Origin of the sequence: Nocardia sp. NPDC059229, assembly GCF_042754165.1 — a bacterium.
Classification (GTDB): domain Bacteria; phylum Actinomycetota; class Actinomycetes; order Mycobacteriales; family Mycobacteriaceae; genus Nocardia.
This window is the reverse complement of record NZ_JBHZAK010000005.1, coordinates 307,344-330,365: the sequence shown is the minus strand read 5'-3', so window position 1 is coordinate 330,365 and position 23,022 is coordinate 307,344. Positions and strand designations below refer to the sequence as shown.

Genomic DNA, 23,022 nt, shown 5'->3' with positions numbered 1-23,022 from the left:
CGGCCGTTCACCCGCCCGGTGAGCGGTCGTGTCGTCGTGTCAGCCCGCCGGATCCAGCACGCCGTGCGCGAGTTTCGCCAGGCCCGCGGCGATCTGCCCGGACCCGAGCCCGCGTTCGCGCTGATGCCGGTACACCTCGGCGGCGAGCGGTGCGAGCAGCGGGTCGACGAGTGAATCTGGTTCGGCCACACCGGCTTCGGTGAGCAGGGCGCGTACGTGCACCGCCCAGAACTGATAGGCCCCGGTGCGGAAACGCGCACCGCCGGTCTCGGCGCCGAGCACCAGATGGGCGTGGGTGTCCAGCAATTCGACCATCGCGGCGTAGAACGCGGCCAGTCGTTCGGCGGGCGGCGCGCCCGGTCCCAGGGGTGGCTCGCCGCGCAGCAGCTGCTCCTGGAGTGCCCGCTCGTGCTCGTCGAGCAGCGCGGTGGCGATGGATCCCACGTCCGGATAGCGCCGGTACAGCGTCCCCCGCCCGACCCCGGCCGCCTTGGCGATGTCGTCCATGGTGACCGTGCGCGGGTCGCGCCCGGCGAACAGTTCCGCGGCTGCGGCCAGCACCTTGGCCCGATTGCGGGCGGCGTCGGCGCGCTCGGCGGGCGCGGACCGGTCGTTGAGTAGTGGCAGGCCGGGGGTGTTCATGCAGCTCACTGTAGCCCTCGAGGAATAAGTGGACAATATGTCCGGTTGTGGCCTACCGTCGGAGAAGTAAACGGACACAACGTCCAGTTGATGGGAGTTACGACCATGACCGCCCTGCTGCACCTCGACGCCAGCGCCCGCCGCACCTCGGTCAGCCGCCAGCTGAGTGGCGCCTTCGCCACCGCCTGGCGCGCCGAACACCCCGGCGCCGCCTACGTTCACCGCGACCTGGCCGCCGAGCCGATCCCGTTCATCGGCGAGGGCTGGACCGAACTGTGTGACCGGGTGCTGGCCCACGGTCGCACCGACCTCGACCGCCTGGCCGAACTGGTGGATTCCCCTGCGCAGCAGCGGGCCTGGGAGATCGTCGAGCCACTGCTGGCCGAGATTCGCGCCGCCGATGTCGTGCTGATCGGCACGCCGATGTACAACTACTCGATTCCGGCCAGCCTCAAGGCATGGCTGGATCAGATCACCTTCCCGCGAATGTCGCTGGCCCCCACCCGATTCGTGGTCGTCACCGCGCGTGGCGGCGCGTACTCGCCGGGTACGCCGAAGGCGATCTACGACTATCAGGAGCGCTACCTCCGCGACTTCTTCGCAGGCCATTTCGCCGTCGACGACACGGTTTTCGTCCATGCCGAACTGGTGAACTCGCGCCAGGATCCGGCGCTGGCCCACCTGCGAGCCAGGCACGACGCCTCCTGTGCCGCCGCCCTCGCCACCGCTCGCACCCTGGGAAAGGAGTACTGAAATGAACTGGCTCGTCCTGGGTTTGGCCGGCGTGGTCGAGATCGCGTGGTCGCAGTCCATCAAGCCGACCCAGAATTTCACCAAGCCGCTGCCCACCCTGCTGTGCTTCGTGCTCGCTGCGGTCGCGGTGTACCTGCTGTCCTACGCCATGCAGTCGCTGCCGGTGGGCACCGCCTACGCCATCTTCACCGGCATCGGCGCGGTGGGCGCGATCGGGCTGGGCATCGTGGTGCAGAAGGACCCGGTGAGCGCGGGCCGGGTGCTGGCGCTGTCCATGATCATCGGCGGCATCGTGCTGGCTCGGGTCACCAATCCCGGGTGAGCGCGGGCCGGGGCGGTATCGTCGCGCCCCATGGACGTTGCGCCCCTGCGGCCACCCGACCTCGCCGCGCGACCGTTCTTCCTGGTCGCGGAACGCATCATGGCGGCCTCGCCCGCCGAGCTCTACCACCAGTGCACCCAGCAGTTCGGACTCTGGTTCGCCGACCCGGGTTCGATCCTCATGCGCCCGGTGGTGAACCAGCCGTTCTTCTTCACCGCGGGCGGCGGCCACCCGCACTATGGCAGATTCCTGCGGCTGGAACCCGACCGCCTGGTCGAGCTGACCTGGGTCACCGGCGGCACCGAGGGCACGGAAACCGTGCTCACCCTGGAACTTTCGGCGCACGGCGCGGGCACCGCCCTACTCCTGACCCACGCCGGCTTCCCGAACGACGTGACCCGGGAGCGGCACGAGAAGTCGTGGCCGCGGGTGCTCGAGGACTGGGACCACCGCACGGCCGCGGCCGTCTGAGGGATGAACACCGAATGATCATGAGCCCGCCCCGCTTTCGGGCGGAGTAGGTTCGACCCGTCGAGTTCCCCCACGAAAGGACAGTGATGCCTACACGTAGCGCGCGTACCGCCTGGTCCGGCGGCCTGCAGGACGGTTCCGGTCAGGTCGAGCTGGTCAGCTCGGGCGTCGGCAAGTACGACGTCTCGTTCCCGAAGCGCACCGCCGACGAGGCCGACGGCACCACCAGCCCCGAAGAGCTCATCGCGGCCGCGCACTCCTCCTGCTACGCCATGGCGCTGTCGGCTCAGATCGGCAATGCCGGCGGCACCGTGCAGAGCCTGGACATCACCGCCGACGTGACCCTGGGCCCGGACCCGGCCGGCGGCTTCCGCATCTCCAAGATCAAGCTGACCGTGGCCGGCAAGGCGTCGGGCATCGACGAGGCCGGCTTCCTGGCCGCCGCCGAGGCCGCCAAGGCGGGCTGCCCGGTGTCCAAGGCGCTGGCCGGCGTCGACACCATCGAGCTGGCTGCCACCTTCGAGGCATAACTCGCGAGCTCCCGGCTGACGCTGTCGTCAGCCGGGAACCACCGCGGGCCGGGGTTGTGGACGACGCGTTGATCAGGCGTTCTTGCCCGGCACGTCCAGGACGACCTCGAACTCCAGCAGCGACGCGCCGGTGGAGACCGGTTTGCGTGCCTCGCCCGCGTGCGCCTCGCGCGCCGGGCCGTCCCGCCACGCCGCAAAGGACTCCTCCGAATCCCACTGCGTGACAACGAAATACCGGTTGTCACCGGAGACCGGGCGGAGCAGCTGGAAACCCAGGAAACCCGGCGAGTTCTCCACCGCGTGCGCACGGTGCGCGAAGCGCTTCTCCAGTTCGGGGCCCGCGCCCTCGGGAACCTCGATTGCGTTGATCTTGACGACTGCCATGGGTGCGAATGTACTCCGCGCCCGCGACGTATCGTTCGAGGCAATAACCAACTCGGAACACATGGTCGAGGCGATGTTGTACGACGAAGGCGGCGCGGGTGCGCCGATCCTGCTGCTGCACGGATTGATGGGCAGCGCCCGGACCTGGCGGGCCCAGGTGCCCTGGTTGCGCGAATTCGGGCACGTGTACACGTTCGATGCCGCCGGGCACGGACGCCCCGCGCCCGCCGAGCTCACCACCGAGGCGTTCGTGGCCGATCTGGCCGCGGCGACCTCGGGCATCGCCGAACCCATCGTGGTGATCGGGCATTCGATGGGCGGACTGCACGGGTGGATGTTCACCGCGGCGTACCCGGAGCGGGTGCGCGCACTGGTGGTCGAGGACATGGCGCCGGACTTCCAGGGACGCACCGCGGAGAACTGGGCGGCCGTGATTTCGGCTTGGCCGCAACCGTTTCCGGACGAGCGGGCCGTGCTGGAATTCTTCGGCCCGGTCGCGGGCCGCTACTTCCTCGACTCGTTCCGGCAGGGCCCCGACGGCTACCGCCTGCACGGTGAGGTCCCGACCTTCCGGGACATCTCGGAGGAATGGGGCACGCGCGATTTCTGGGCGCAGTGGAAATCCATTACCGTCCCGGCCCTGCTGATCGAGGGCGAGCACACCATCACCCCGCCGGGGCAGATGTGCGAGATGGCCGAGCTCCACCCGGATGCCCGCCACGTCGTCATCCCTGACGCCGGTCACCTCGTTCACGACGATCAACCCGCCGCCTACCGGGCCGAAGTCGAGGATTTCCTGCGCCGCGTCCTCGTTTGATGGCGGGTGCCTTCAGTCGGGTGGGGTGGTCGTCGTATGCTCGGCTCGACCGCGACTCCTGACGGATGGTGACAAACGATGATCGACTTCTCGATTCCCGCCGACCTTGCTGCCGAACGCGATCGGATTCGACGGTTCGTCATCGACAAGATCGTGCCCTTCGAGCGTGATCCGCGCCTGACCGCGCACGGTCCCGACGACGAGCTGCGGCAGGAACTGGTCGAGCTGGCCCGCGCCGAGAAGCTGCTCACCATCCAGGCCCCGGTCGAGCTGGGCGGGCGCGGCCTGACCCACCTCGAGCAGGCCGTGCTGTACGAGGCGGCCGGCTGGTCCACCCTCGGCCCCGTCGCCATGAACTGCGCCGCGCCCGACGAGGGCAATATGTTCCTGCTCTCCAAGATCGCGAATCCGGAACAGACGCAACGCTTCCTGCAGCCGGTGATCGACGGTCACCAGCGCAGCGTCTTCGCCATGACCGAGCCGGGCGGCGCCGGCTCCGACCCCAACCAGCTCGCCACCGAGGCCACCTTCGACGGCGAGAACTTCACCATCAACGGCCGCAAGTGGCTGATCACCGGCGCCGACGGCGCCAAGACCTGGATCATCATGGCGCGCTTGGCCGCCAACCCGCACCTGCCCGAGGGCCCCACCCTGTTCCTCTGCGAGGGCGACGCGCCCGGGATCGTGATCGAACGCGTCATGAACACCATGGACCGCAACTACATCGGCGGCCACGCGGTGGTGCGCTTCGACAACCTGGTGCTGCCCAGGGAATCCGTGCTCGGCGAGACCGGCCAGGCGCTGCGCTACGCCCAGTTGCGGCTGGCCCCGGCCCGCCTCACCCACTGCATGCGCTGGCTGGGCGCGGCCGAGCGGGCGCAGGCCATCGCGGTCGACTACGCCAAGACCCGCACCGCCTTCGGCAAGCCCATCGGCGAGCATCAGGGCGTGTCGTTCATGTTGGCGGACAACGAGATTGCGCTGCACCAGTGCCGCCTGACCATCTGGCACGCGTGCTGGCTGATGGATCAGGGCCACAAGGCCCGCCACGAATCCTCCATCGCCAAGTCCTACGTCTCCGAGGAGCTGTTCAAGGTCGCCGACCGCTGCGTCCAGGTGCTCGGCGGCATCGGCATCTCCGACGAGACCGTAGTCGAGATGATCTTCCGCGACATGCGCGCCTTCCGGCTCTACGACGGCCCGACCGAGGTGCACAAGTACGCCATCGGGCGGCAGATCCTGCGCGGGTGAAAGCCCGGTCTGCCCAGTCGGACCGGCCTTCATCGGGCGAACCCGCCCGGAGCGAAGCGGAGGGCAAATGAAACACAGAGGGCATAATCTTCCAGCATGAGTTCGGAATTGCACGTGGACGTCTCCGGCGGCGTCGCCGTGCTCACGCTCAATCGGCCCGCCCAGCAGAACGCACTGACCCCGGCCATGGCGTCGGAACTCGGTGCGTCGCTGCGCCGCTGCGACGAAGACGACGCCATCGGCGCGGTCGTCATCACCGGGACCCCGCCCGCGTTCTGCGCGGGCGCGGACCTGTCGCTGAAGGTCGGCGAGGTCAACGGCCTGATCGATCCGCCACCGTTCCGGATCCGGAAACCGGTCATCGCGGCGGTGAACGGGCACGCGGTGGGCATCGGCCTGGAGATCGCGCTGCAGTGCGACCTGCGCTATGTCGCCCGCGACGCGGTGTACGCGCTCAACCAGGTTCGCCGCGGCGCGCTCGCCGACGGGTTCGCGCACTGGACCCTGCCCCGCCTGATCGGCAGCGCCCGCGCCGCCGACCTGCTGCTCACCGGCCGCACCTTCGACGGCGACGAGGCGTATTCGCTGGGCATCGCCAATTCCTGCCTGCACGCCGCCGAGGTGCTGCCCACCGCCCTCGAGGTGGCCCACGACATCGCCCACGGTTCGGCCCCGCTCCCCGTGGCCCTGTCCAAGCGCCTGCTGTGGGAGGCCCCCACCATGGCCCCGGAAACCGTGGGCCGCTTGGAAACCGAGCTCAACGACTACGTCGCCGAGAGCACCGACGGCGGTGAGGGCGTCGCGGCCCTCAAGGACCGCCGTCCGCCCAAGTGGACCGGCAGCGTCAGTGGCGAATGGCCCGCCTGGGATGCCGTGACGGGTGGCGAGCGCCGGCCCGGTCTGGACTGACCGGGCCTGATCGGGCCGTTCGGCTAGGCGCGCCCGCTGATGACCATCAGCAGGAAGATGCAGGCGAAGACCACCATCAGACAGGTCCCGAGAACGCCGAGGACATAGCCCACCAGGACCTGCACCCGGCCACCGAAGCGGCCCCCGCCCTCCTCGATCTCGTTCAGCGCGCGCCGTCCGAGCGCCCAGGCGATGGGACCCAGCGCGCCGCAACAGAACACGCTGAGCGCACCCAGCAGCAGGACAGCCGTCGCATGTTCGTGCTCGACGGGGGATCCGAGGGGCGGCTGATCGAAGACCACCGCCCGAGTCTACGGGCGGAAGCCCCGCGGCGGCAGGCTGACGCGCGGTGTTCGCTTGCGCCACTTGGATATCGAGGCCCACGAGCCCCGGCAAAGTGATGGTCGAGTGACCGAATCAGGCCCGGCGCTGTCGCGCCACCTCGGCCAGCACCACGCCCGCCGCCACCGAGGCATTGAGCGACTCGACCGGACCCGCCATCGGAATGCTCAGGATCGAATCGCAGGTCTCGCGCACCAGGCGCGACAAGCCCTTGCCCTCCGAGCCGACCACGATGACCGTCGGTGCGCTGCCGTCGAATTCGTCGAGGGTGGTGTCGCCGCCCGCGTCGAGGCCGACGATCTGGTAACCCTTGTTCGCCCAATCCTTCAGCGTGCGAGTCAGATTCGTGGCCCGCGCGACCGGAAGCCGCGCTGCCGCACCCGCACTGGTGCGCCACGCCACCGCGGTGACACTGGCGCTGCGCCGCTGCGGGATCACCACACCCTGCCCGCCGAAGGCCGCCACCGAGCGGATGACCGCACCCAGATTGCGCGGATCGGAGATATTGTCCAGCGCCACCAGCAGCGCCGGCTCGCCCGAGTTGTGCACCCGGTCGACCAGATCGTCCGGGTGGGCGTACCGGTACGGCGGCACCTGCAGCGCCATGCCCTGATGCATGCCGTTGTGGCTCATCTTGTCCAGGTCGGTGCGCGGCACCTCCAGGATCGAGATACCGATCTCCGCGGCCGTCTTCACCGCCTCGCTGAGCCGGTCGTCGTTCTCGGCGCCATTGGCGACATAGAGCGCGGTAGCGGGCACACCCGCGCGCAGGCACTCCACCACCGGGTTGCGGCCGAGCACCAGCTCCGGACCCTCGTTGTCCTTGCGGCCCGCGATGGGCCGGGCCGCATTGCGCGACCGGGTGGTGGCGGCCGACGCCTGCGCCTTGGCCTTCGCCTTGGCGCGCTTCGCGGCCGGGTGGTAGGTGCGGTCCTCGGCCTTGGGCGTCGCGCCCTTGCCCTCGAGCCCGCGGCGGCGCTGCCCGCCCGACCCGACGGTCTGCCCCTTCTTGCTGCCGGACTTGCGCGTCGCCCCGCGTCGCTGGGAATTGCCTGCCATCACTTCGCCTTCCGTATTTCGCGGGTATCCCGCCTCGGCCCGGCCGCGGGACGAACCCGCTCACGGTCGATCATGCGGGAAACCTGCCTCCGGTCGGCGCAGCGAACGGCTGCGCCCCTGTCTGAACTTTCGCGCTGCCCCAGAGCAGCGCCTCCGGCCGGCCACGAGCCGCGCGGCATTGCCGGAGGGACGCTACAAATTGTGCCCCACGCTGGGTCGCCACCCCGAATTCGGTGCGCTCCGCCACACCGCGCGAGCTAGCCCGCGCGGTATTCGGGCGACCCGACGCGGTATTCGAGCTATACGAGTTCCGCCGATGCGGGACCGCTCACTTCTTCTCCTTGGCCAGGGACCACTCCGCGCCCTGCGGCGTGTCGGTGACCTCGACGCCGGCGGCCGAGAGCCGGTCGCGGACCGCGTCGGCGGTGGCCCAGTCCTTGTCGGCGCGCGCCTGCTGCCGCCGCTGCAGTTCCGCACCGATGAGCACATCGAGCGCGGCGATGGCGGCGGAATTGTCGGCGGGCGCGGCCCAGTGCTCGTCGAGCGGATCCACACCGAGAATGCCCAGCATGGCCCGGACCTGCCCGGCCAGCATCCGCGCGCCCGAGAGGTCACCCGCGTCGAGCGCCTTGTTGCCCTCGGTCACCACGCCGTGAATCGCGGCCAGCGCCTGCGGAACTCCGAGGTCGTCGTTCAGCGCGTCCCCGAAGGCCGGGGTCCAGGTGCCGACCGGAACCTCGCCCGTGCGCTCGGCCACCCGCAGCACGAAGGCCTCCAGCCGCTGGTACCCGGCGGCCGCCTCGGTCAGCGCCTGATCGGAATACTCGATCATGGACCGGTAGCTCACGCTGCCCAGGTAGTAGCGCAGCTCGACCGCGCGCACCCCGACCCGTTCCAGCACATTCGGAATGGACAACACATTGCCGAGCGACTTGGACATCTTCTCGCCGCCCATGGTCACCCAGCCGTTGTGCAGCCAGTAGCGGGCGAATCCGTCCCCGGCCGCGCGCGACTGCGCGATTTCGTTCTCGTGGTGCGGGAAAACCAGATCCATTCCGCCGCAATGAATATCGAATTCCGGTCCGAGATAGAACTCGGCCATGGCGGAGCATTCCAGATGCCAGCCCGGGCGACCCGGACCCCACGGCGACGGCCAGCTGGGCTCACCCGGCTTGGCGGCCTTCCACAGCGTGAAGTCGCGCGGATCCTTCTTGCCCTGGCCCGCGCTCTCGCCCTGGTGCACGTCATCGAGCTTGTGCCCGGACAGCTTTCCGTAGTCCGGGAAGCTCAGCACGTCGAAATAGACATTGCCCTCGGAGGCGTAGGCGTGGCCGCGTTCGATGAGCCGCTCCATCATCCCTGCCATCTGGGTGATGTGCCCGGTGGCGCGCGGCTCGCCGGACGGCGGCAGCACGCCGAGCGTCTCGTAGGCGCGGTCGAAGGCGCGCTCGTGGGTCGCGGCCCACTCCCACCACGGGCGGCCGTGCTCGGCGGCCTTGTTCAGAATCTTGTCGTCGATATCGGTGACATTGCGAATGAAGGCGACATCGAAATCATTGGCGGCCAGCCACCGTCGGAGCACATCGAAGGCGACGCCGCTGCGCACGTGCCCGATGTGGGGTTCCCCCTGAACGGTCGCGCCGCACAGGTACACCGAGGCTTTGCCAGGGACCAGCGGCGTGAATTCACGCAGGGTCCGCGTCTCGGTGTCGAAAAGGCGCAGAGTCACGACAGAGCATCCTAGCTGTTGGGAAATGGGCGGATGACGGGTGCGTCAGGCGCGACAACACAGCAGCGCGGTGGCGATCGCCGCCACACCCTCGCCGCGGCCGGTGAGGCCCAATCCGTCGGTCGTGGTGCCGGATACCGAGACCGGCGCACCCAGAATCTCGCCCAGCACCTGCTGCGCCTCGGCCCGTCGCGGGCCGATTTTCGGGCGATTCCCAATTACCTGTACAGCCGCATTGACAATTGTGAATCCGGCCTCGTCGAGCAGACGGCGGACTTCTTTCAACATGGCCGCGCCGGACACGCCCGCCCATTCGGGGCGACCCGTGCCGAAAACCGCGCCCACATCGCCCAGTCCGGCGGCCGACAGCAGCGCGTCGCACAGCGCGTGCGCCGCGACATCACCGTCGGAATGTCCCGCGCAGCCGCTGTCGCCCTCGAACAGCAGGCCCGCCATCCAGCAGGGCCGGCCGGATTCGACGGGATGCACATCGCTGCCGATGCCCGTGCGCAGGGCCATGGGATCCATCACGGGGCGATCACCGCTTCGCGTGTCGTGTCCAGCCCACCTGCGGTGTCGGCCGTATCACGGCGCGCGGCAAGGGTATTGGCGAGGACCAGGTCCAACGGCGTAGTGATCTTGAAAGCCAGGGCGTCACCGAGCACCGTGTGAACGGTCGCACCGAGCATTTCCACCAACCCCGCGTCATCTGTCGCCTGTGTACCCACAGCGTAGGCGGCGCGCAGCAGCGCGGCATCGAAGCCCTGCGGAGTCTGGATGGCGCGCAGCCCGGATCGATCAGGGGTACCCGTCACGGCGCCGGTCGCGTCCACGGACTTGATGGTGTCGGTCACCGGCAGCGCGGGCACCACGGCCCGCGCGCCCGCGCGCAGCGCCTCCACCACGCGGGTGATGAGCGCCGGGGGAGTCAGGGCCCGGGCGGCGTCGTGCACCAGCACCAGGGTGGCGTCGGGCGCGGCCGCGAGACCGGCCCGCACCGAATCGGTGCGCTCGGCCCCGCCCGCGACGACGTGCACGGGCACGTCGGAAGTGGGCAGCAGGGCGCGGGTCTCGGCGACGAGTTCGGCGGGCACCATAACCACAACGTCGTCGACCGATCCGGAATCGATCAGCCCCTGGACCGCCCGAGTGAGCATGGGACTGCCGCCGACGTGGACGAACGCCTTCGGCTTGTTCTCACCGAGACGCACGCCCATGCCGGCGGCAGGAACCAGAGCGACGACACGACTGCCGTCGCCGGGTGTAGTTTTCACGGTCAGGAGGCCGCTGCGAGAACCTCGTCGAGCAGGGTCTCGGCCTTGACGTCGTCGGTACCTTCCGCGAGCGCGAGCTCACCGACGAGAATCTGCCGGGCCTTGGCCAGCATCCGCTTCTCACCAGCGGACAGGCCGCGGTCCTGCTCACGACGCCACAGGTCGCGGACGACCTCGGCCACCTTGTTCACATCGCCGGAGGCGAGCTTCTCGAGGTTGGCCTTGTAGCGGCGGGACCAGTTGGTCGGCTCCTCGGTGTGCGGAGCTCGCAGTACCTGGAAGACCTTGTCGAGGCCCTCCTGGCCGACGACGTCGCGGACGCCGACATACTCTGCGTTCTCTGCGGGAACCCGAACGGTCAGGTCGCCCTGTGCGACCTTCAGGACCAGATACTCCTTTTGTACACCCTTGATGGTGCGGGTTTCGATAGCTTCGATCAGCGCCGCTCCGTGGTGGGGGTAAACGACGGTGTCTCCGACCTTAAAAATCATGTGTCCCGTGCCCCTTTCGATGTTCACAGTTTAACATGCGACTCGGTAACGGCGCGATCAACGGCGCAGGTCAGGGCCACAACGGAGCGGCGGCGGGGGTTGACAGAACGCGAATCGTGTGCATCCCGTTGTGGCATAAGGGGATAGCGCATCGCATCGTTCGCGTGCATATGCGAGTGCGTACTTCGCATACGCGACCGAGCGCCCTCTCATAAACATCAATGCATCACTCCAGAAGTCGTATCCGAATCGTTGTCAGGGCCCCTGACACATCCCGCCCGTTCGTTCCGTGAGATGCCGCGCCCACGCCGGGCCGCCGCGGCGGGCGCACGCCACGCGCACGCGACACCGCCCGCGTGTAGAGCGGGGGGAGGGACGCATTACTCTCTTTGACTACTACTCTCCATAGTGGAGTTAGCCCGGTCGACATGGAGGACCCCGTGACTGCCCTGAAAGCCACCACTGCGTCGAAGTCGCGGCGGCGTGCCGTGACAGTTGCTGCACTCGCTGCGGGTGCGGTGCTCGCGCTGTCGGGTTGCGGCGCCGGTCAGGTCTCGCAGACCGCCACCCAGGTCGCCGCCGTCAACGGCAACACTGCCAATGTCGGCTCCATCGCGCTGCGCGACGTGCGCTTCCTGCTCCCGCAGACCGAGGAGTACAACAACGCCAAGGGCGGCAAGGCCGTGCTGGCCTTCAGCGCCGTCAACCTCAGCGACAGCAAGACCGACGAACTGGTCAGCATCAGCACCGACCTGGGCCAGGTCAAGATCGCGGACAAGATCGAGATCAAGCCGTCCAGCACCGTCGTCGCCGACAAGCCGACCGCCAAGGACGCGGCCGCCGCGGCCGCCGTGCACGAGCAGAACGCCGGCGAGCCCGCCTCCGACAAGGCCACCGACCCGAACGCCAAACCCGTCCTGATCGAGGTCACCGGCCTCACCAAGGACGTCACCCCGGGCCTGACCTACCCGCTGACCTTCGTCTTCAAGGAGGGCGGCACCGTCGTCGTCAACACTCCCGTCGACGCCGGCGCGAACAACCCGCGCCAGGAGCCCGCGAAGAAGGGCCGCGAGCACTGAGCTCCCGCTGGAGAACCTGACAGTGCCCGCTCCGACAAGTCGGGGCGGGCACTGTTGTGTTCGATCAGCCCGCCCGGAGCGAAGCGGAGGGCAAATAAGGCACAGTGTCGGGGGCGCTGGCTAGGCTGCCCGGCGTGGCCAAGGTGAAATCGCTGTACCGGTGCGCGGACTGCTCGCACGAGGTCGCCAAATGGGTTGGGCGCTGCCCGGATTGCAACGCGTGGGGGACCATCGAGGAGATGGCGGCGTCCGCGTCGGCGGTCGCGGTGGGTCGGCGGGCGATGCTGCCCAGCACGGCGGCCGCGCCGATCTCGAGCATCGACTCCAACAAGACCCAGGCCCGGTCGACGGGGGTGTCCGAGCTGGATCGGGTGCTGGGCGGCGGGATCATTCCCGGGTCGGTGGTGCTGCTGTCGGGCGAGCCCGGGGTGGGCAAGTCGACGCTGCTGCTCGAGGTGGCGCACCGGTGGGCGCGGGCGCGCGACGAGATCGCGCTGTACGTGACCGCGGAGGAGTCGGCGGGGCAGGTGCGGCTGCGGGCGGACCGCACGGGAGCGGTGCACGACAAGGTGTACCTGGCCGCGGAATCGGATCTGGCGACCATTCTCGGGCACGTGGAGCAGGTGAAACCCTCACTGCTGGTGGTGGACTCGGTGCAGACCATGCTGGCCGCCGACGCGGACGGCGTGATCGGCGGTGTCACCCAGGTGCGGTCGGTGACGGCGGCGCTCACCTCGCTGGCCAAGGCGAGCGGGATCGCGGTGCTGCTGGTCGGGCACGTCACGAAGGACGGCGCGGTGGCCGGTCCGCGCACGCTCGAGCACCTGGTCGACGTGGTGCTCCAGTTCGAGGGCGACAAGCACTCCGCGCTGCGCATGGTGCGCGGCATCAAGAACCGCTTCGGCAGCACCGACGAGGTCGGCTGCTTCGAGATGCGGGAGGCCGGAATCCATTGCGTGGACGACCCTTCGGGGCTGTTCCTGCACCATCGGGGCGACGCGGTGCCCGGGACCGCGGTGACGGTCGCCATGGACGGCAAGCGGCCCATGCTGGGTGAGGTGCAGGGGCTGACGGTGGACACCCAGGCGCCCGCGCCCCGGCGCGCGGTGAGCGGGCTGGACTACAACCGCGTTTCCATGGTCCTGGCTGTCCTGCAGAGCCGCGGGGGCGTCTTCGTGGGCAAGCAGGACGTCTACGCGGCCACCGTGGGCGGTATGCGGCTCACAGAGCCCGCCGCGGATCTGGCTGTCGCGCTTGCCATTGCGAGCGCCAGCCAGGATCTGGCGCTGCCCAGCGGCCTCGTGGTGCTGGGCGAGGTGGGGCTGGCGGGCGAGGTGCGCCAGGTGACCGGGCTGACCCGCCGGCTGGCGGAGGCGGAGCGGCTGGGTTTCACCGAGGCCCTGGTGCCGCCGGGCGCGGATCGCACCGGCCGCAGCATGACCGTGCGTGAGGTCGCCGATATCCGTGCCGCCCTTGCCGTTACCGGGTTGCGCCGGCGGCGCGGTGCGCAGGCCCCGGCGGAAATGGCTGAATGACAGCCGAAATCGAATGAGGTCGCGGAATCGAATTCGCTCCGGACCGGAATTCGGTTCGCAATTACCGGAATTCTCGAAAGACGGCGGAGGCCGGGATCCGATCGATCGGATCCCGGCCTCCGCCGCAGTGTGCTGAATTCAGACGAGATTGAAGGGCTCGGGGGCGCTGCGGACCGAACCGAGTTGCGCCACAACGGTGTAGGGGCCCGCCGGGACGGGAACGCGGTCGCCCGCGCAGTTGGGCTGGGAGGTGGCGCCGGACCAGGCGACGGTGAAGGCGGCCTGCTGGCCGGGGGCCAGGGTGTGCACGTCGGGGGTGCCGTCCGGGTAGCAGTCGGTGCTGGACCACAGCCTGCGCTGGCCGTCCAGGGACTGGACCTGGACCAGCTGCAGGCCCGACCCCATGTCGCGTGCGCAGGCGGTGCTGGAGATATTGGTGATGACGATGCCGAACTGCGGCGGCTCGCCGACCTTGTAGGTGGGCTGCCCGACCGTCACCTTCACGGCGAGCGACTGGTCGGGGCACATACCCAGCGCAGCCGGGGCGACGGCGCTCGGGGTGATACCGGAGGGCTTGGCCGCGCTCGGTTCCGGGGCGCCCGAGGAACTGCTCGCGGGCTTGGTGGTGGCCGCGGCGCTCGAGGTGGTGGCCTTGGCGTCCGTCTTGTGGTCGCCACTGCCCTTCAACAGCGCGAAGGCCACCCAGATCACCAGCGCGAGGCCGAGCACCATCGCGCCGATCGCGACCGCGCGACGGCGCCAGTAGATTTCGGGTGGCAGTGGTCCGTTCGGTTCCAGCACGCTGACAACGGTAAGCGCACCGTCCGGGTCATCCCGAGCAGGGTGTCGGCGTGTCGGACGTGAAAGCGCCCACGGGGGCGGTAAATTCCGCCGCCCGCAGGAGCGAAACGCGCATCCCCGGCAGAACCGGCTCCACCCCGGTGGAGCGGACTAGACCACCTCGCCGATGTTGCCGATGACGCGGTGCAGCTTGATCTCGCCGTCGCCGAGGTTGTAGGTGACACAGGCGATGGCGCACTCGCCGGTGGCCACCCGCTGGGAGATGATCATCGACCGCTGCATGATCAGGCGGGCGGTCTCCTCGACGTGGCGGGCCTCGAGCTCGTCGACCGACTCCAGGCCCTCGCGCCGGCCGATCAGAATGGACGGGGTGACACGCTCGACGACCGAGCGGATGAACCCGCCGGGGACGTTGCCGTGGTCGAGGGCGTCGATGGTGGCGCGGACCGCGCCGCAGCTGTCGTGGCCGAGCACGATGATCAGCGGCACCGACAGCACCTGCACGCCGTATTCGATGGAGCCCAGCACCGAGGCGTCGATGACGTGACCCGCGGTGCGGACCACGAACATGTCGCCGAGACCCTGATCGAAGATGATCTCGGCGGCGACGCGAGAGTCGCCGCAGCCGAACAGAACTGCCGAGGGCTGCTGCCCGGCGACGAGCTTGGCCCGGTCGGCCGCGCCCTGGCTAGGGTGCTGCAACGTGCCGTTGACGAAGCGCTCGTTGCCTTCGCGCAAGGCTTTCCAGGCACTGATCGGGTTGTTGTGCGGCATGTGTCCCATTTTCCATAGCCCCCTGGTTACCGGCGAGTCCTCAGCGTTACGGTCGGGCAAAGACGCGCCGACCGGATCGCCGCGCGCCCGGTGAGCCGCCGGGTGGGCGGAAACCGGCCTCGCCGAAATGGATACCATCGCGCGTGGCGGCGTGCGGGATTTCCCGGCTCCGAAACGGCCGGGAGGAGGCGAAGGTGGACAGCGACGCGCTCATCGACTGGTATCGCGAGACCGCGCGGGACCTGCCGTGGCGACGGCCCGGCGTCACGGCGTGGCAGATCCTCATGAGCGAGATCATGCTGCAGCAGACGCCGGTGGTGCGGGTCGAACCCATCTGGCGGGAGTGGGTGGCCCGCTGGCCGGTGCCCTCCGCCATGGCGGCCGCACCGCAGGGCGACGTCCTGCGTGCCTGGGGCAAACTCGGCTATCCGCGGCGCGCGCTGCGGCTGCACGAGTGCGCCCGGGTGCTGGCCGAGGAGCACGGCGACGAGGTGCCGGCCGACGTGGACGTGCTGCTGAGCCTGCCCGGGATCGGGGCGTACACCGCCCGTGCCGTGGCCTGTTTCGCGTACGGCCAGCGAGTTCCGGTGGTGGACATCAATGTTCGCCGCGTGGTGGCCCGCGCCGTGCACGGCCGTGCCGAGGCGGGCAATCCGGCGAACCGCGATCTCGCGGAAACCGAGGCCCTGCTGCCCGCGCGGGTCGACCGGGCCGTCGTCATGTCGGCCGCCCTGATGGAACTGGGCGCGCTGATCTGCACCGCGCGGACCCCGGATTGCGCGCGCTGCCCACTTCCCGTGTGCGCCTGGGTCACCGCGGGCCGCCCGGCCTCCGAGGTGGTGCGGCGCGTGCAGAAGTACGAGGGCACCGACCGGCAGGCGCGGGGCCGCCTGCTCGACGTCCTGCGCGGGGCGTCGGGTCCGGTGGAGCGGGTTCGCCTGGACCTGGCCTGGACTCGCGATCCGGGCCAGCGGGATCGGGCCCTGGATTCGCTGCTGGTCGACGGTCTCATCGAGCAGACCCCCGACGGCCTGTTCGCGCTGGCGGGCGAGGGCAGCTGAGCGCAGCCGGTTTCGCGGGATCCGGCCCGAAACTCAGGCGGCGACGAGGACTCGGCGGCGATTGCGGGTGCGGCTGCCCACCACCCGGCAGATCAGGTAGATCGTGAACGAGATGGTGGTGACGAAGGTCGAGATCGGGACGCCGGGGGCCAGCGACAGCAGAATGCCCCCGACGGCGGCGATCTCGGCGAACACGATCGACAGGATCGCCACCCGGGCCGGGCTGGCGGTGAGCTGGGCGGCCGCGGCGGCGGGAGTGATCAGCAGCGAGAGCACCAGCAGCGCGCCGACGATCTGGACGCCGAAGGCCGCCGTCACGCCGAGCAGCACGGCGAACACGATGGACAGCGCCCGCACCGGAACACCGCGCGCCACCGCCACTTCCGGATCCGCGCTGGCGAACAGCAGCGGGCGGTAGACGGCGGCCAGCACCACCAGCACGGCGGCGGTGCAGGTGGCCAGCAGGCCCAGCCCGGAATTCCCGACGCTGACCACCTGACCGGTCAGCAGCGAGAACTTGGAGCCCGCGCGTTCCGGGCCGAGCCACAGGAACAGCACCGACAGGCCGAGGCCGAAGGACAGCACCACGGCGATCACCGAATCACGTTCGCGGGCACGGGAACCCAGCACGCCGAACAGCACGGCCGCCACCACCGAACCGATGATGGCGCCCAGGCCGACGCCGATGCCGGCCAGCAGCGCGGCCGCCGCGCCGGTCAGCGAGAGCTCGCTGGTGCCGTGCACGGCGAAGGACATCTGGCGGCTGATGATGAGCGGGCCGATGGCCCCGGCCAGCAGGCCGAGCAGCGCGGCGGCGAGTACCGCCTGCTGCACGAAGTCGTAGGACAGCAGATGAGCGGTGGTGGAGACGTCGAACATCTGCGAGAACAGCTTGGACAGTTTGTCGATCATGCCATCGCCTCCGGTGCCTGCTCGCCATGGCTGTGCCTGTTTTCGCCGTGGCAGTGGGCCGCACCGGATTCGCCGAGGGCGTCCATGGCGTCGCCGGTGCCGACGACCACCAGGCGGCCGCGCACGCGCAGCACGTCCACCTCGGTGCCGTAGAGCTCGGAGAGGGTCTCGGAGGTCATGACCTCGTCGGGCGTGCCGATCCTGAACTGCCCGTCGACCAGGTACAGCACCCGATCCACCAGCGGCAGAATGGGATTGATCTCGTGCGTCACGAACAGCACCGCGGTGTCGTGGGTGCGCCGCCGCCGGTCGATGAGCTCGGAGACCAGCCGCTGATTCGCCAGATCCAGCGACAGCAGCGGTTCGTCGCACAGCAGCACCCGGGGATCACCGGCCAGCGCCTGCGCCACCCGCAGCCGCTGCTGCTCGCCGCCCGAGAGCGCGTCCAGCGGCGCGTAGGCGAACCTCTCCGCTCCCACGGCCGAGATCGCCTCCGCCACTTTGCGTTTGCGCTCCCTGCGCCCGCGCAGCCCGAGCCCCCACTGATGCCCGTCCACCCCGAGCCCGACGAGATCGACCCCGCGCAGCTGCGCCCCGCCCTCGATGGTCTTCTGCTGCGGCACGTACCCGATATCCGGATTCCCCACCCGCACCGGCGATCCCGCGACCTCCGCGGTTCCCGCGGTCAGCCCCAGCTGCCCCAGCAGCATCCGCATCAACGACGTCTTCCCGGACCCATTGGGCCCCAGCACCGCAATGAATTCCCCCGGCGCGACCTCGAGATCCAGCCCCTGCCACAACGTCCGCTCCCCGAACGACAGCCGCGCATTCGACAGCCGCACGGCCGGGGTGCCCCGGCCGCCGTGTGCGTTGCCTGCGCCCGTGGCCGGCGCGCCGGCGGCAGCGTTCGCCGTCGTTTCGACCTGCGCCGCAATGGTGTTCGTATCGGCGGTGGGGGTCGAGTCGGTCGACGGAGGAGGAGTCTCGGCGCAGGCCGAGCGGCCGGAGGGAGTGCGGGGGCGCGCTCCGGTGAGGGCGCAACCGGCTTTGGGCGTCGTCACGCCGGCGTCGGGTGCCTGCGCGGCCTGCGCGGGGTTCGCGGTCATAGTGGTACTCCCGGATGCGGCGGTCGGTCAGGACAGGGCCTTGGCGAGGGACTGGGCGTTGTTCGTCATCCAGGTGACGTAGTCCAGGCCCTTGGGGAGGGTTTCGGTGACCTCGACGACGGTGACGCCGGACTTGTCGGCGGTGGCGCGCAGGTCCTTGGTGAGTTTGTCCTCGGTCTGGATGTTGTAGACGAGGGCGCGGACCTGCTTGGCGCTCAACAGGTCTCGCACGGTGGCCACGTCCTGGGGCGCCGGGTCGGTGCCCTGTTCGACGGCCTCCTGGAAGGCATGCGGGGTCTTGTCGTCGGCCTTGGCGGCGGTGAGCAGGTAGGCGGCCAGCGGCTCGGTCTGCAGGACCGGCTGGTTCGGGTGCTCGGCGGAGATCTTGGCGGTCACGGCCTCGATGGGGGCCAGCTGCGCGGCGAAGGCAGCGGCGCGGTCGGTGAAGGCCTGCTTGTGGCCGGGGTCGATCTCGCCGAGGGCGTCGGCGATGTGCTGGGCGATGTGGCCGACCTGGTGCAGGTCGTACCAGACGTGCTCATTGGCCTCGTGGTCGTGACCGGCGGCCTCGGTCCGCGCGGAAGTCGGTGCGGCCGCACCGCTCTCGTGCACGTGGTCGCCCTCGGTGGCGATGTCGAAGGCGTTGACGGTCTTCGTGTTCCGGCCCGCGATGGCCTTGTCGATGAACTCGTCGTAGTGGCCGCCGTTGTAGACGACCAGCTTGGCGTCGGTGATCTTGGCGGCGTCGGCGGGGGAGACCTCGAACGAGTGCGGGTCCACCGTGGGGTCGTCGATGATCGATTCGACGGTCACGTCCGGCCCGGCGACGGCCCGGGTGATATCGCCCCAGACATTGGTGGAGGCGACGACGGTCGGCTGATCGGAGCTCTTGGCACTGCCGCAGGCGGTCACGGTGGCGACCGTCGCAAGTCCGGCGGCGAACACGGCAAATCCTCGGGCGAAGCTGGTGGTCACGCGGGGTACTCCTGGCACTGCGGCTTACTAGTAACGAAAACGATTGCCATTTGAATGTAGCGCAAACGACCGTTAGGCCCCTAGCCCCAGGTTGGGAGATGTGGCCTGCGACACCTGCGGCCTACCTCGGCCCCACGCGGAAACGGCCCCCGCGAACAGATGTTCGCGGGGGCCGCTTCGGTCGTGCGGTGTGGTCCGGCCTAGGTCATCGCCGCGACCGGCAGGCTCAGCAGCTGCGCGCAGCGGAGCAGGCCGAGGTGCGAGTACGCCTGCGGGTGGTTGCCGAGCGAGCGTTCGGCGACCGGGTCGTACTCCTCGGAGAGCAGACCGGTCGGTCCCGCCACATCCACCAGCTGAGCGAACAACGCCTCGGCGTCCTCCCGCTTGCCGATGAGCAGGTACGCCTCCACCAGCCAGGCGGCGCACAGGTGGAACCCGCCCTCACCGCCGGGCAGCCCGTCGTCGTGGTGGTACCGGTACACCGTCGATCCGCTGCGCAGCTCGGCCTCGGTGGCCACCACGGTGGCCGCGAACCGCGGATCCGAGGGATCGATCAGCCCGCTGAGCCCGATGTGCAGCGTGGCCGCGTCGAGGTCGGTGCCGTCGTAAGCCGCTGTGTAGGACTGGACTTCGTCGTTCCAGCCCTCGGTGCGGACCTCGTCGGCGATGGTGTCGCGCAGCGGCTCCCACTCGGGATCCGCCGGCCGCCCGAACTGCCGGGACAGGGTGAGCGCCCGGTCCACGGTGAGCCAGCCCATGACCTTGGAGTAGACGTGGTGGCGCGGATTGCCGCGGATCTCCCAGATGCCGTGGTCGGCCTCGCGCCAGCGGCGCTGCACCGCGGAGACCATGGCGTGCACCAGCTCCCAGTCCGCATCCGGCAGCGCCTTCGCGGGATCGTTGATGCCCTTGCGTTCCCGCGCGTGCGCGAGCTGGGAGATGAGATCCACGATGGGCCCGAACACGTCCAGCTGGACCTGCATGTTCGCCGCGTTGCCGACGCGCACCGGCCGCGAGCCGGCGTAGCCGGGCAGCTGGTCGATGACGGCCTCGGGGGGCAGTGTCTCGCCGTAGAGCGTGTACAGCGGGTGCAGTCGCTCGGGTCCGGGCAGGGTCTCGAGCACCCGGTGCACCCAGGCCAGCAGATCCTCGGCCTCGCCCAGCGAGCCCAGCGAGACCAGCGCGGACGCGGTGAGCGAGGCGTCGCGCAGCCAGCAGTAGCGGTAGTCCCAGTTGCGCACGCCGCCGATGTCCTCGGGCAGCGAGGTGGTGGCCGCGGCCAGGATCGATCCGGAGGGCGAGTGCACCAGCCCGCGCAGGGTGAGCGCCGAGCGCTTCATCAGATCCGGCTTGAGCGGCGGCAGTTCGAGTGTGCCCACCCATTCGGCCCAGTACCGCTCGGCCTCCCGGCGGCGGTCCGACTCGGCCCGCATGGCGGGCGCGAGATCGGAGGTGCCGCAGCGCATTTCGAGCACGATCGGTCCCTGTCGCGGGTCGACCACGGCGCGGGCGGTGTGGTGGTTGCCGTCGTCGATGATCTCCCATTCCACGCCGGGGGAGCGCAGCACGATCGGATCGTTGGGGCCCTCCACCTTGAGCCCGCCGGTGGCGGGCAGCAGCCGCACCGGCACCTGCCCGAATTCGGGGCGCGGCGCGAAGGTGATGACCGCTTTGGCGTCACCGGTGATGACGCGGGTCAGGTCGGTGCGCTCGGGTACCACGTCGTGCGGCAGGTAGTCGACGACCTGCAAACTGGACCAACGGGTTTCGACGGTCATGGTGCCGTCGACATAGCGCTGTGACAGCGGCAGGCTCGCGCGCTCGGGCTGAATGGTGAAGTGGCCCGCGCCCGGTCCGCCCAGCAGATGGGCGAAGACGGCGGCGGAATCGGGTTCGGGGTGGCACAGCCAGGTGACGGTGCCGTCCGGTGTGACAAGGGCTTTGGAGCGCGGGCTGGCCAGCATGGTCAGCCGCTCGATTCGAGGGGCGGAGGCACCTGCCAGCCACGTGCGGCGTTCCTCGAGGAGGAACGCCAGCGCCTTCGACACCTCCTCGGTGCTGGCGACCCGGTATTCGGCCAGCGATCCGCCGTCGCCGACCTTGATGCCGACGTCCGGTCCGGAGAGGCGTTTGAAGGCCTTCTCGTCGGTGACGTCGTCGCCGATGAACAGTGCCGCCGAGGCGCCCTGCTGATGCCGGACGATATCGAGTGCCGCGCCCTTGTCGGTCTCGACCACCGCGAGTTCGATGACCTCCTTGCCCTCGGTGGTCTGCACGCCGACCCAGCTGGCCGGGCCCTGGCGCACCGCAAAGACTGCGCGACGGCCGATTTCGGGGCTGGCATTGCGGACGTGCAGGGCCACACTGGCCGGTTTGATCTCGACAGAAGCGCCCGGATTGTCCTGCGCGATCTGCGTCAGGGTAGTGGTGACCTCCTGCAGCAGCTGTTTCGCGTCATTGTCGATGGCGTGCACGAAGCCGACATCGAATTCCGAACCGTGACTACCGATCAGCTGCACCTCGACGGGCAGCCGGGACAGGGCCGCGAGATCGCGCAGGGCGCGACCGGAGATCACGGCGGCGGTGGTTCCGGTGAGTCCGGCGAGAGCGCGTAAGGCGCTCACCGACTCCCGATGGGGATAGGCCTTGGTCGGGTCGGAGACGATGGGCGCGATCGTCCCGTCGTAGTCCGAAGCGACCAGCAGCCGTGGCACGCGGGCGATGGCCGACAGGGCACGGCGAAGTTCGAGTGACAAATCCTGTGCGCTCACGCATCCAACCTAGTGATCGGAGGAGATTTTTCAGGGCGCGAGTGATGCTACTGGGTCTTGATTGCTCACTCGTGTGTGCGGTGATACATAGCGTTTACGAGACACTTCCGGGTCGTTCACGCTTTTTGTGAGACACGCGCGGGTTGCTCTGCGTTCACCCCGGCTGACCAGCGGGGTTCCAGCAAACGCGCAACGGGCTGCCCGGTTCTCCGGACCGGGCAGCCCGTTGCGCATCGAGCGAACGCAAGCGTGCGTTCGTGCTACTCGCTATTCGTTGCCGCTGCCGATGAGCAGATCGACGGTGAGCTCCAGGCGCTCGGTCACATCGGTGGCCGAGGCGCGGCGGGTCAGCCACGCAACCAGATTCGACAGCCACACATCGGAGATGACGCGGGCGATGGCGAGCTGGCGGTCGCTGGGAACCTCGTCGGAGAGGGCACGGGCGAAGAACCGGTCCATCACCTTGCCGACCCGATCGACCTCGGCGGCCGCGGAGGCGTCGGCGAACATGAAGGCGCGGGTCATGGCCTCGGTCAGCAGCGGGTCGCGCTGCATGGCCCGGGTGACCTGGGTGAGCAGCAGGTGCATGCGCTCCTGCGGGGTGGCACCGGCGAGCGGCTTGCGCCGGCCCTCGAACTGCTCGAATTCCCGGGCCAGGGCGGACACCAGCAGGTGCACCTTGGACGGGAAGTACCGGTAGAGCGTGCCGACGGCGACATCCGCGCGTTCGGCGACCGCTCGCATCTGGACCGCGTCGTAGCCACCCTTGGATGCCAGCGCGAGCGTGGCGTCGAGGATGCGCTTGCGTCGGTCGCGCTGCGCCGCCGAGCTCAGATCCTCCTCGCTGAGGGTGGTGACGGGCGCGGTGCGTCCACCGGGCACCCCGTCGGCGGCCTGCGATCGGGAGGGACTGGCCATCGGTTGAGAGTCCTTTCCTGCACGAATCGTTCGGTTCATCTCACCCAGCGTCGACTGGGCACGAGTTCGTACCGCGGCCGGGACGGCGCTTGACTTCCGCCCGGCTCGAACATTAG

General features: G+C 69.5%; 25 protein-coding genes. 10 read left to right on the top strand and 15 right to left on the bottom strand.

The window, feature by feature from the left end:
• Nucleotides 1–39: 39 nt before the first annotated feature.
• Nucleotides 40–642 carry a TetR/AcrR family transcriptional regulator gene (locus ACFXHE_RS14990; RefSeq protein WP_379383271.1) on the bottom strand — a complete coding sequence of 201 codons (603 nt, stop codon included), beginning with the start codon at nt 640–642 and terminating at the stop codon, nt 40–42.
• Nucleotides 643–732: 90 nt separating this feature from the next.
• On the opposite strand from ACFXHE_RS14990, the gene ACFXHE_RS14985 reads away from it, so the two are divergent.
• The 4 genes from ACFXHE_RS14985 (at nt 733) to ACFXHE_RS14970 (ending at nt 2,718) form a co-directional block, all read left to right on the top strand.
• Nucleotides 733–1,395, top strand: a complete 663-nt coding sequence (locus ACFXHE_RS14985; protein WP_379383269.1) for an FMN-dependent NADH-azoreductase — start codon at nt 733–735, stop codon at nt 1,393–1,395.
• A gap of 1 nt (nt 1,396) precedes the next feature.
• Complete coding sequence (locus ACFXHE_RS14980; protein ID WP_379383267.1) at nt 1,397–1,717, top strand: DMT family transporter; 321 nt, start codon at nt 1,397–1,399, stop codon at nt 1,715–1,717.
• A gap of 30 nt (nt 1,718–1,747) precedes the next feature.
• Nucleotides 1,748–2,188 carry an SRPBCC domain-containing protein gene (locus ACFXHE_RS14975; protein ID WP_379383265.1) on the top strand — a complete coding sequence of 147 codons (441 nt, stop codon included), beginning with the start codon at nt 1,748–1,750 and terminating at the stop codon, nt 2,186–2,188.
• A gap of 86 nt (nt 2,189–2,274) precedes the next feature.
• On the top strand, nt 2,275–2,718 hold the full coding sequence (locus ACFXHE_RS14970; protein ID WP_379383263.1) for an OsmC family peroxiredoxin: 444 nt from the start codon (nt 2,275–2,277) through the stop codon (nt 2,716–2,718).
• Between the two features lie 72 nt (nt 2,719–2,790).
• Here ACFXHE_RS14970 and mhuD read toward each other — a convergent pair whose 3' ends face one another.
• A complete protein-coding gene (mhuD, locus tag ACFXHE_RS14965) occupies nt 2,791–3,102 on the bottom strand; it encodes a mycobilin-forming heme oxygenase MhuD (protein WP_364606466.1) in 312 nt (103 codons plus the stop codon).
• Between the two features lie 73 nt (nt 3,103–3,175).
• Here mhuD and ACFXHE_RS14960 point away from each other — a divergent pair, with 73 nt between their 5' ends.
• From ACFXHE_RS14960 to ACFXHE_RS14950, 3 genes are all read left to right on the top strand, one after another.
• Entirely contained in the window at nt 3,176–3,919 is a 744-nt protein-coding gene (locus ACFXHE_RS14960) for an alpha/beta fold hydrolase (RefSeq protein WP_379383261.1), read from the top strand.
• Between the two features lie 78 nt (nt 3,920–3,997).
• Nucleotides 3,998–5,170, top strand: coding sequence for an acyl-CoA dehydrogenase family protein (locus tag ACFXHE_RS14955; protein WP_379383259.1), 1,173 nt, complete (start codon nt 3,998–4,000; stop codon nt 5,168–5,170).
• 96 nt (nt 5,171–5,266) lie between these two features.
• Nucleotides 5,267–6,079: an enoyl-CoA hydratase/isomerase family protein gene (locus ACFXHE_RS14950; protein ID WP_379383257.1), complete on the top strand. Its 813-nt coding sequence runs from the start codon at nt 5,267–5,269 to the stop codon at nt 6,077–6,079.
• A gap of 23 nt (nt 6,080–6,102) precedes the next feature.
• Here ACFXHE_RS14950 and ACFXHE_RS14945 read toward each other — a convergent pair whose 3' ends face one another.
• The 6 genes from ACFXHE_RS14945 to carD form a co-directional block, all read right to left on the bottom strand.
• Entirely contained in the window at nt 6,103–6,381 is a 279-nt protein-coding gene (locus tag ACFXHE_RS14945) for a DUF4190 domain-containing protein (RefSeq protein ID WP_379383255.1), read from the bottom strand.
• Between the two features lie 115 nt (nt 6,382–6,496).
• The gene (gene rlmB / locus ACFXHE_RS14940; protein WP_379383253.1) at nt 6,497–7,480 is read right to left on the bottom strand and encodes a 23S rRNA (guanosine(2251)-2'-O)-methyltransferase RlmB; all 984 of its coding nucleotides are present in this window, start codon (nt 7,478–7,480) and stop codon (nt 6,497–6,499) included.
• A gap of 328 nt (nt 7,481–7,808) precedes the next feature.
• On the bottom strand, nt 7,809–9,209 hold the full coding sequence (gene cysS, locus ACFXHE_RS14935) for a cysteine--tRNA ligase (RefSeq protein ID WP_379383251.1): 1,401 nt from the start codon (nt 9,207–9,209) through the stop codon (nt 7,809–7,811).
• A gap of 45 nt (nt 9,210–9,254) precedes the next feature.
• Nucleotides 9,255–9,722, bottom strand: a complete 468-nt coding sequence (gene ispF, locus ACFXHE_RS14930; protein WP_379383457.1) for a 2-C-methyl-D-erythritol 2,4-cyclodiphosphate synthase — start codon at nt 9,720–9,722, stop codon at nt 9,255–9,257.
• Between the two features lie 14 nt (nt 9,723–9,736).
• Nucleotides 9,737–10,483, bottom strand: a complete 747-nt coding sequence (ispD, locus tag ACFXHE_RS14925) for a 2-C-methyl-D-erythritol 4-phosphate cytidylyltransferase (protein ID WP_379383249.1) — start codon at nt 10,481–10,483, stop codon at nt 9,737–9,739.
• Nucleotides 10,484–10,485: 2 nt separating this feature from the next.
• Entirely contained in the window at nt 10,486–10,974 is a 489-nt protein-coding gene (gene carD / locus ACFXHE_RS14920; protein WP_025346809.1) for an RNA polymerase-binding transcription factor CarD, read from the bottom strand.
• Nucleotides 10,975–11,414: 440 nt separating this feature from the next.
• Here carD and ACFXHE_RS14915 point away from each other — a divergent pair, with 440 nt between their 5' ends.
• Together ACFXHE_RS14915 and radA are read left to right on the top strand one after the other, a co-directional pair.
• On the top strand, nt 11,415–12,053 hold the full coding sequence (locus ACFXHE_RS14915; RefSeq protein ID WP_379383247.1) for a hypothetical protein: 639 nt from the start codon (nt 11,415–11,417) through the stop codon (nt 12,051–12,053).
• Between the two features lie 134 nt (nt 12,054–12,187).
• Nucleotides 12,188–13,588, top strand: a complete 1,401-nt coding sequence (gene radA / locus ACFXHE_RS14910) for a DNA repair protein RadA (RefSeq protein WP_379383245.1) — start codon at nt 12,188–12,190, stop codon at nt 13,586–13,588.
• 138 nt (nt 13,589–13,726) lie between these two features.
• Here radA and ACFXHE_RS14905 read toward each other — a convergent pair whose 3' ends face one another.
• The gene (locus ACFXHE_RS14905; RefSeq protein WP_379383243.1) at nt 13,727–14,389 is read right to left on the bottom strand and encodes a hypothetical protein; all 663 of its coding nucleotides are present in this window, start codon (nt 14,387–14,389) and stop codon (nt 13,727–13,729) included.
• Between the two features lie 150 nt (nt 14,390–14,539).
• The gene (locus tag ACFXHE_RS14900; RefSeq protein ID WP_379383241.1) at nt 14,540–15,163 is read right to left on the bottom strand and encodes a carbonic anhydrase; all 624 of its coding nucleotides are present in this window, start codon (nt 15,161–15,163) and stop codon (nt 14,540–14,542) included.
• 194 nt (nt 15,164–15,357) lie between these two features.
• Here ACFXHE_RS14900 and ACFXHE_RS14895 point away from each other — a divergent pair, with 194 nt between their 5' ends.
• A complete protein-coding gene (locus tag ACFXHE_RS14895) occupies nt 15,358–16,224 on the top strand; it encodes an A/G-specific adenine glycosylase (RefSeq protein ID WP_379383240.1) in 867 nt (288 codons plus the stop codon).
• Nucleotides 16,225–16,257: 33 nt separating this feature from the next.
• Here ACFXHE_RS14895 and ACFXHE_RS14890 read toward each other — a convergent pair whose 3' ends face one another.
• The 5 genes from ACFXHE_RS14890 to kstR all read right to left on the bottom strand — a co-directional run bounded on the left by ACFXHE_RS14890 (nt 16,258) and on the right by kstR (nt 22,906).
• Nucleotides 16,258–17,136 carry a metal ABC transporter permease gene (locus ACFXHE_RS14890; RefSeq protein WP_354831350.1) on the bottom strand — a complete coding sequence of 293 codons (879 nt, stop codon included), beginning with the start codon at nt 17,134–17,136 and terminating at the stop codon, nt 16,258–16,260.
• On the bottom strand, nt 17,133–17,978 hold the full coding sequence (locus ACFXHE_RS14885) for a metal ABC transporter ATP-binding protein (protein WP_379383455.1): 846 nt from the start codon (nt 17,976–17,978) through the stop codon (nt 17,133–17,135). Before ACFXHE_RS14885 ends, ACFXHE_RS14890 begins: the two co-directional genes overlap by 4 nt.
• A 291-nt stretch (nt 17,979–18,269) precedes the next feature.
• Nucleotides 18,270–19,217 (bottom strand): metal ABC transporter solute-binding protein, Zn/Mn family, encoded by a 948-nt coding sequence (locus ACFXHE_RS14880; protein ID WP_379383237.1) that lies wholly within the window; start codon nt 19,215–19,217, stop codon nt 18,270–18,272.
• Nucleotides 19,218–19,417: 200 nt separating this feature from the next.
• The gene (otsB, locus tag ACFXHE_RS14875; RefSeq protein WP_379383236.1) at nt 19,418–21,988 is read right to left on the bottom strand and encodes a trehalose-phosphatase; all 2,571 of its coding nucleotides are present in this window, start codon (nt 21,986–21,988) and stop codon (nt 19,418–19,420) included.
• Between the two features lie 267 nt (nt 21,989–22,255).
• Complete coding sequence (kstR, locus tag ACFXHE_RS14870; protein ID WP_040854337.1) at nt 22,256–22,906, bottom strand: cholesterol catabolism transcriptional regulator KstR; 651 nt, start codon at nt 22,904–22,906, stop codon at nt 22,256–22,258.
• Between the last annotated feature and the right edge of the window lie 116 nt (nt 22,907–23,022).

Excerpts from the sequence above, each read along its gene's own strand:
- ACFXHE_RS14990 (WP_379383271.1), bottom strand. The coding sequence starts at position 642 with ATGAACACCCCCGGCCTGCCACTACTCAACGACCGGTCCGCGCCCGCC.
- ACFXHE_RS14985 (WP_379383269.1), top strand. The coding sequence starts at position 733 with ATGGGAGTTACGACCATGACCGCCCTGCTGCACCTCGACGCCAGCGCC.
- ACFXHE_RS14980 (WP_379383267.1), top strand. The coding sequence starts at position 1,397 with ATGAACTGGCTCGTCCTGGGTTTGGCCGGCGTGGTCGAGATCGCGTGG.
- ACFXHE_RS14975 (WP_379383265.1), top strand. The coding sequence starts at position 1,748 with ATGGACGTTGCGCCCCTGCGGCCACCCGACCTCGCCGCGCGACCGTTC.
- ACFXHE_RS14970 (WP_379383263.1), top strand. The coding sequence starts at position 2,275 with ATGCCTACACGTAGCGCGCGTACCGCCTGGTCCGGCGGCCTGCAGGAC.
- mhuD (WP_364606466.1), bottom strand. The coding sequence starts at position 3,102 with ATGGCAGTCGTCAAGATCAACGCAATCGAGGTTCCCGAGGGCGCGGGC.
- ACFXHE_RS14960 (WP_379383261.1), top strand. The coding sequence starts at position 3,176 with ATGTTGTACGACGAAGGCGGCGCGGGTGCGCCGATCCTGCTGCTGCAC.
- ACFXHE_RS14955 (WP_379383259.1), top strand. The coding sequence starts at position 3,998 with ATGATCGACTTCTCGATTCCCGCCGACCTTGCTGCCGAACGCGATCGG.
- ACFXHE_RS14950 (WP_379383257.1), top strand. The coding sequence starts at position 5,267 with ATGAGTTCGGAATTGCACGTGGACGTCTCCGGCGGCGTCGCCGTGCTC.
- rlmB (WP_379383253.1), bottom strand. The coding sequence starts at position 7,480 with ATGGCAGGCAATTCCCAGCGACGCGGGGCGACGCGCAAGTCCGGCAGC.
- carD (WP_025346809.1), bottom strand. The coding sequence starts at position 10,974 with ATGATTTTTAAGGTCGGAGACACCGTCGTTTACCCCCACCACGGAGCG.
- ACFXHE_RS14900 (WP_379383241.1), bottom strand. The coding sequence starts at position 15,163 with ATGCCGCACAACAACCCGATCAGTGCCTGGAAAGCCTTGCGCGAAGGC.
- ACFXHE_RS14890 (WP_354831350.1), bottom strand. The coding sequence starts at position 17,136 with ATGATCGACAAACTGTCCAAGCTGTTCTCGCAGATGTTCGACGTCTCC.
- kstR (WP_040854337.1), bottom strand. The coding sequence starts at position 22,906 with ATGGCCAGTCCCTCCCGATCGCAGGCCGCCGACGGGGTGCCCGGTGGA.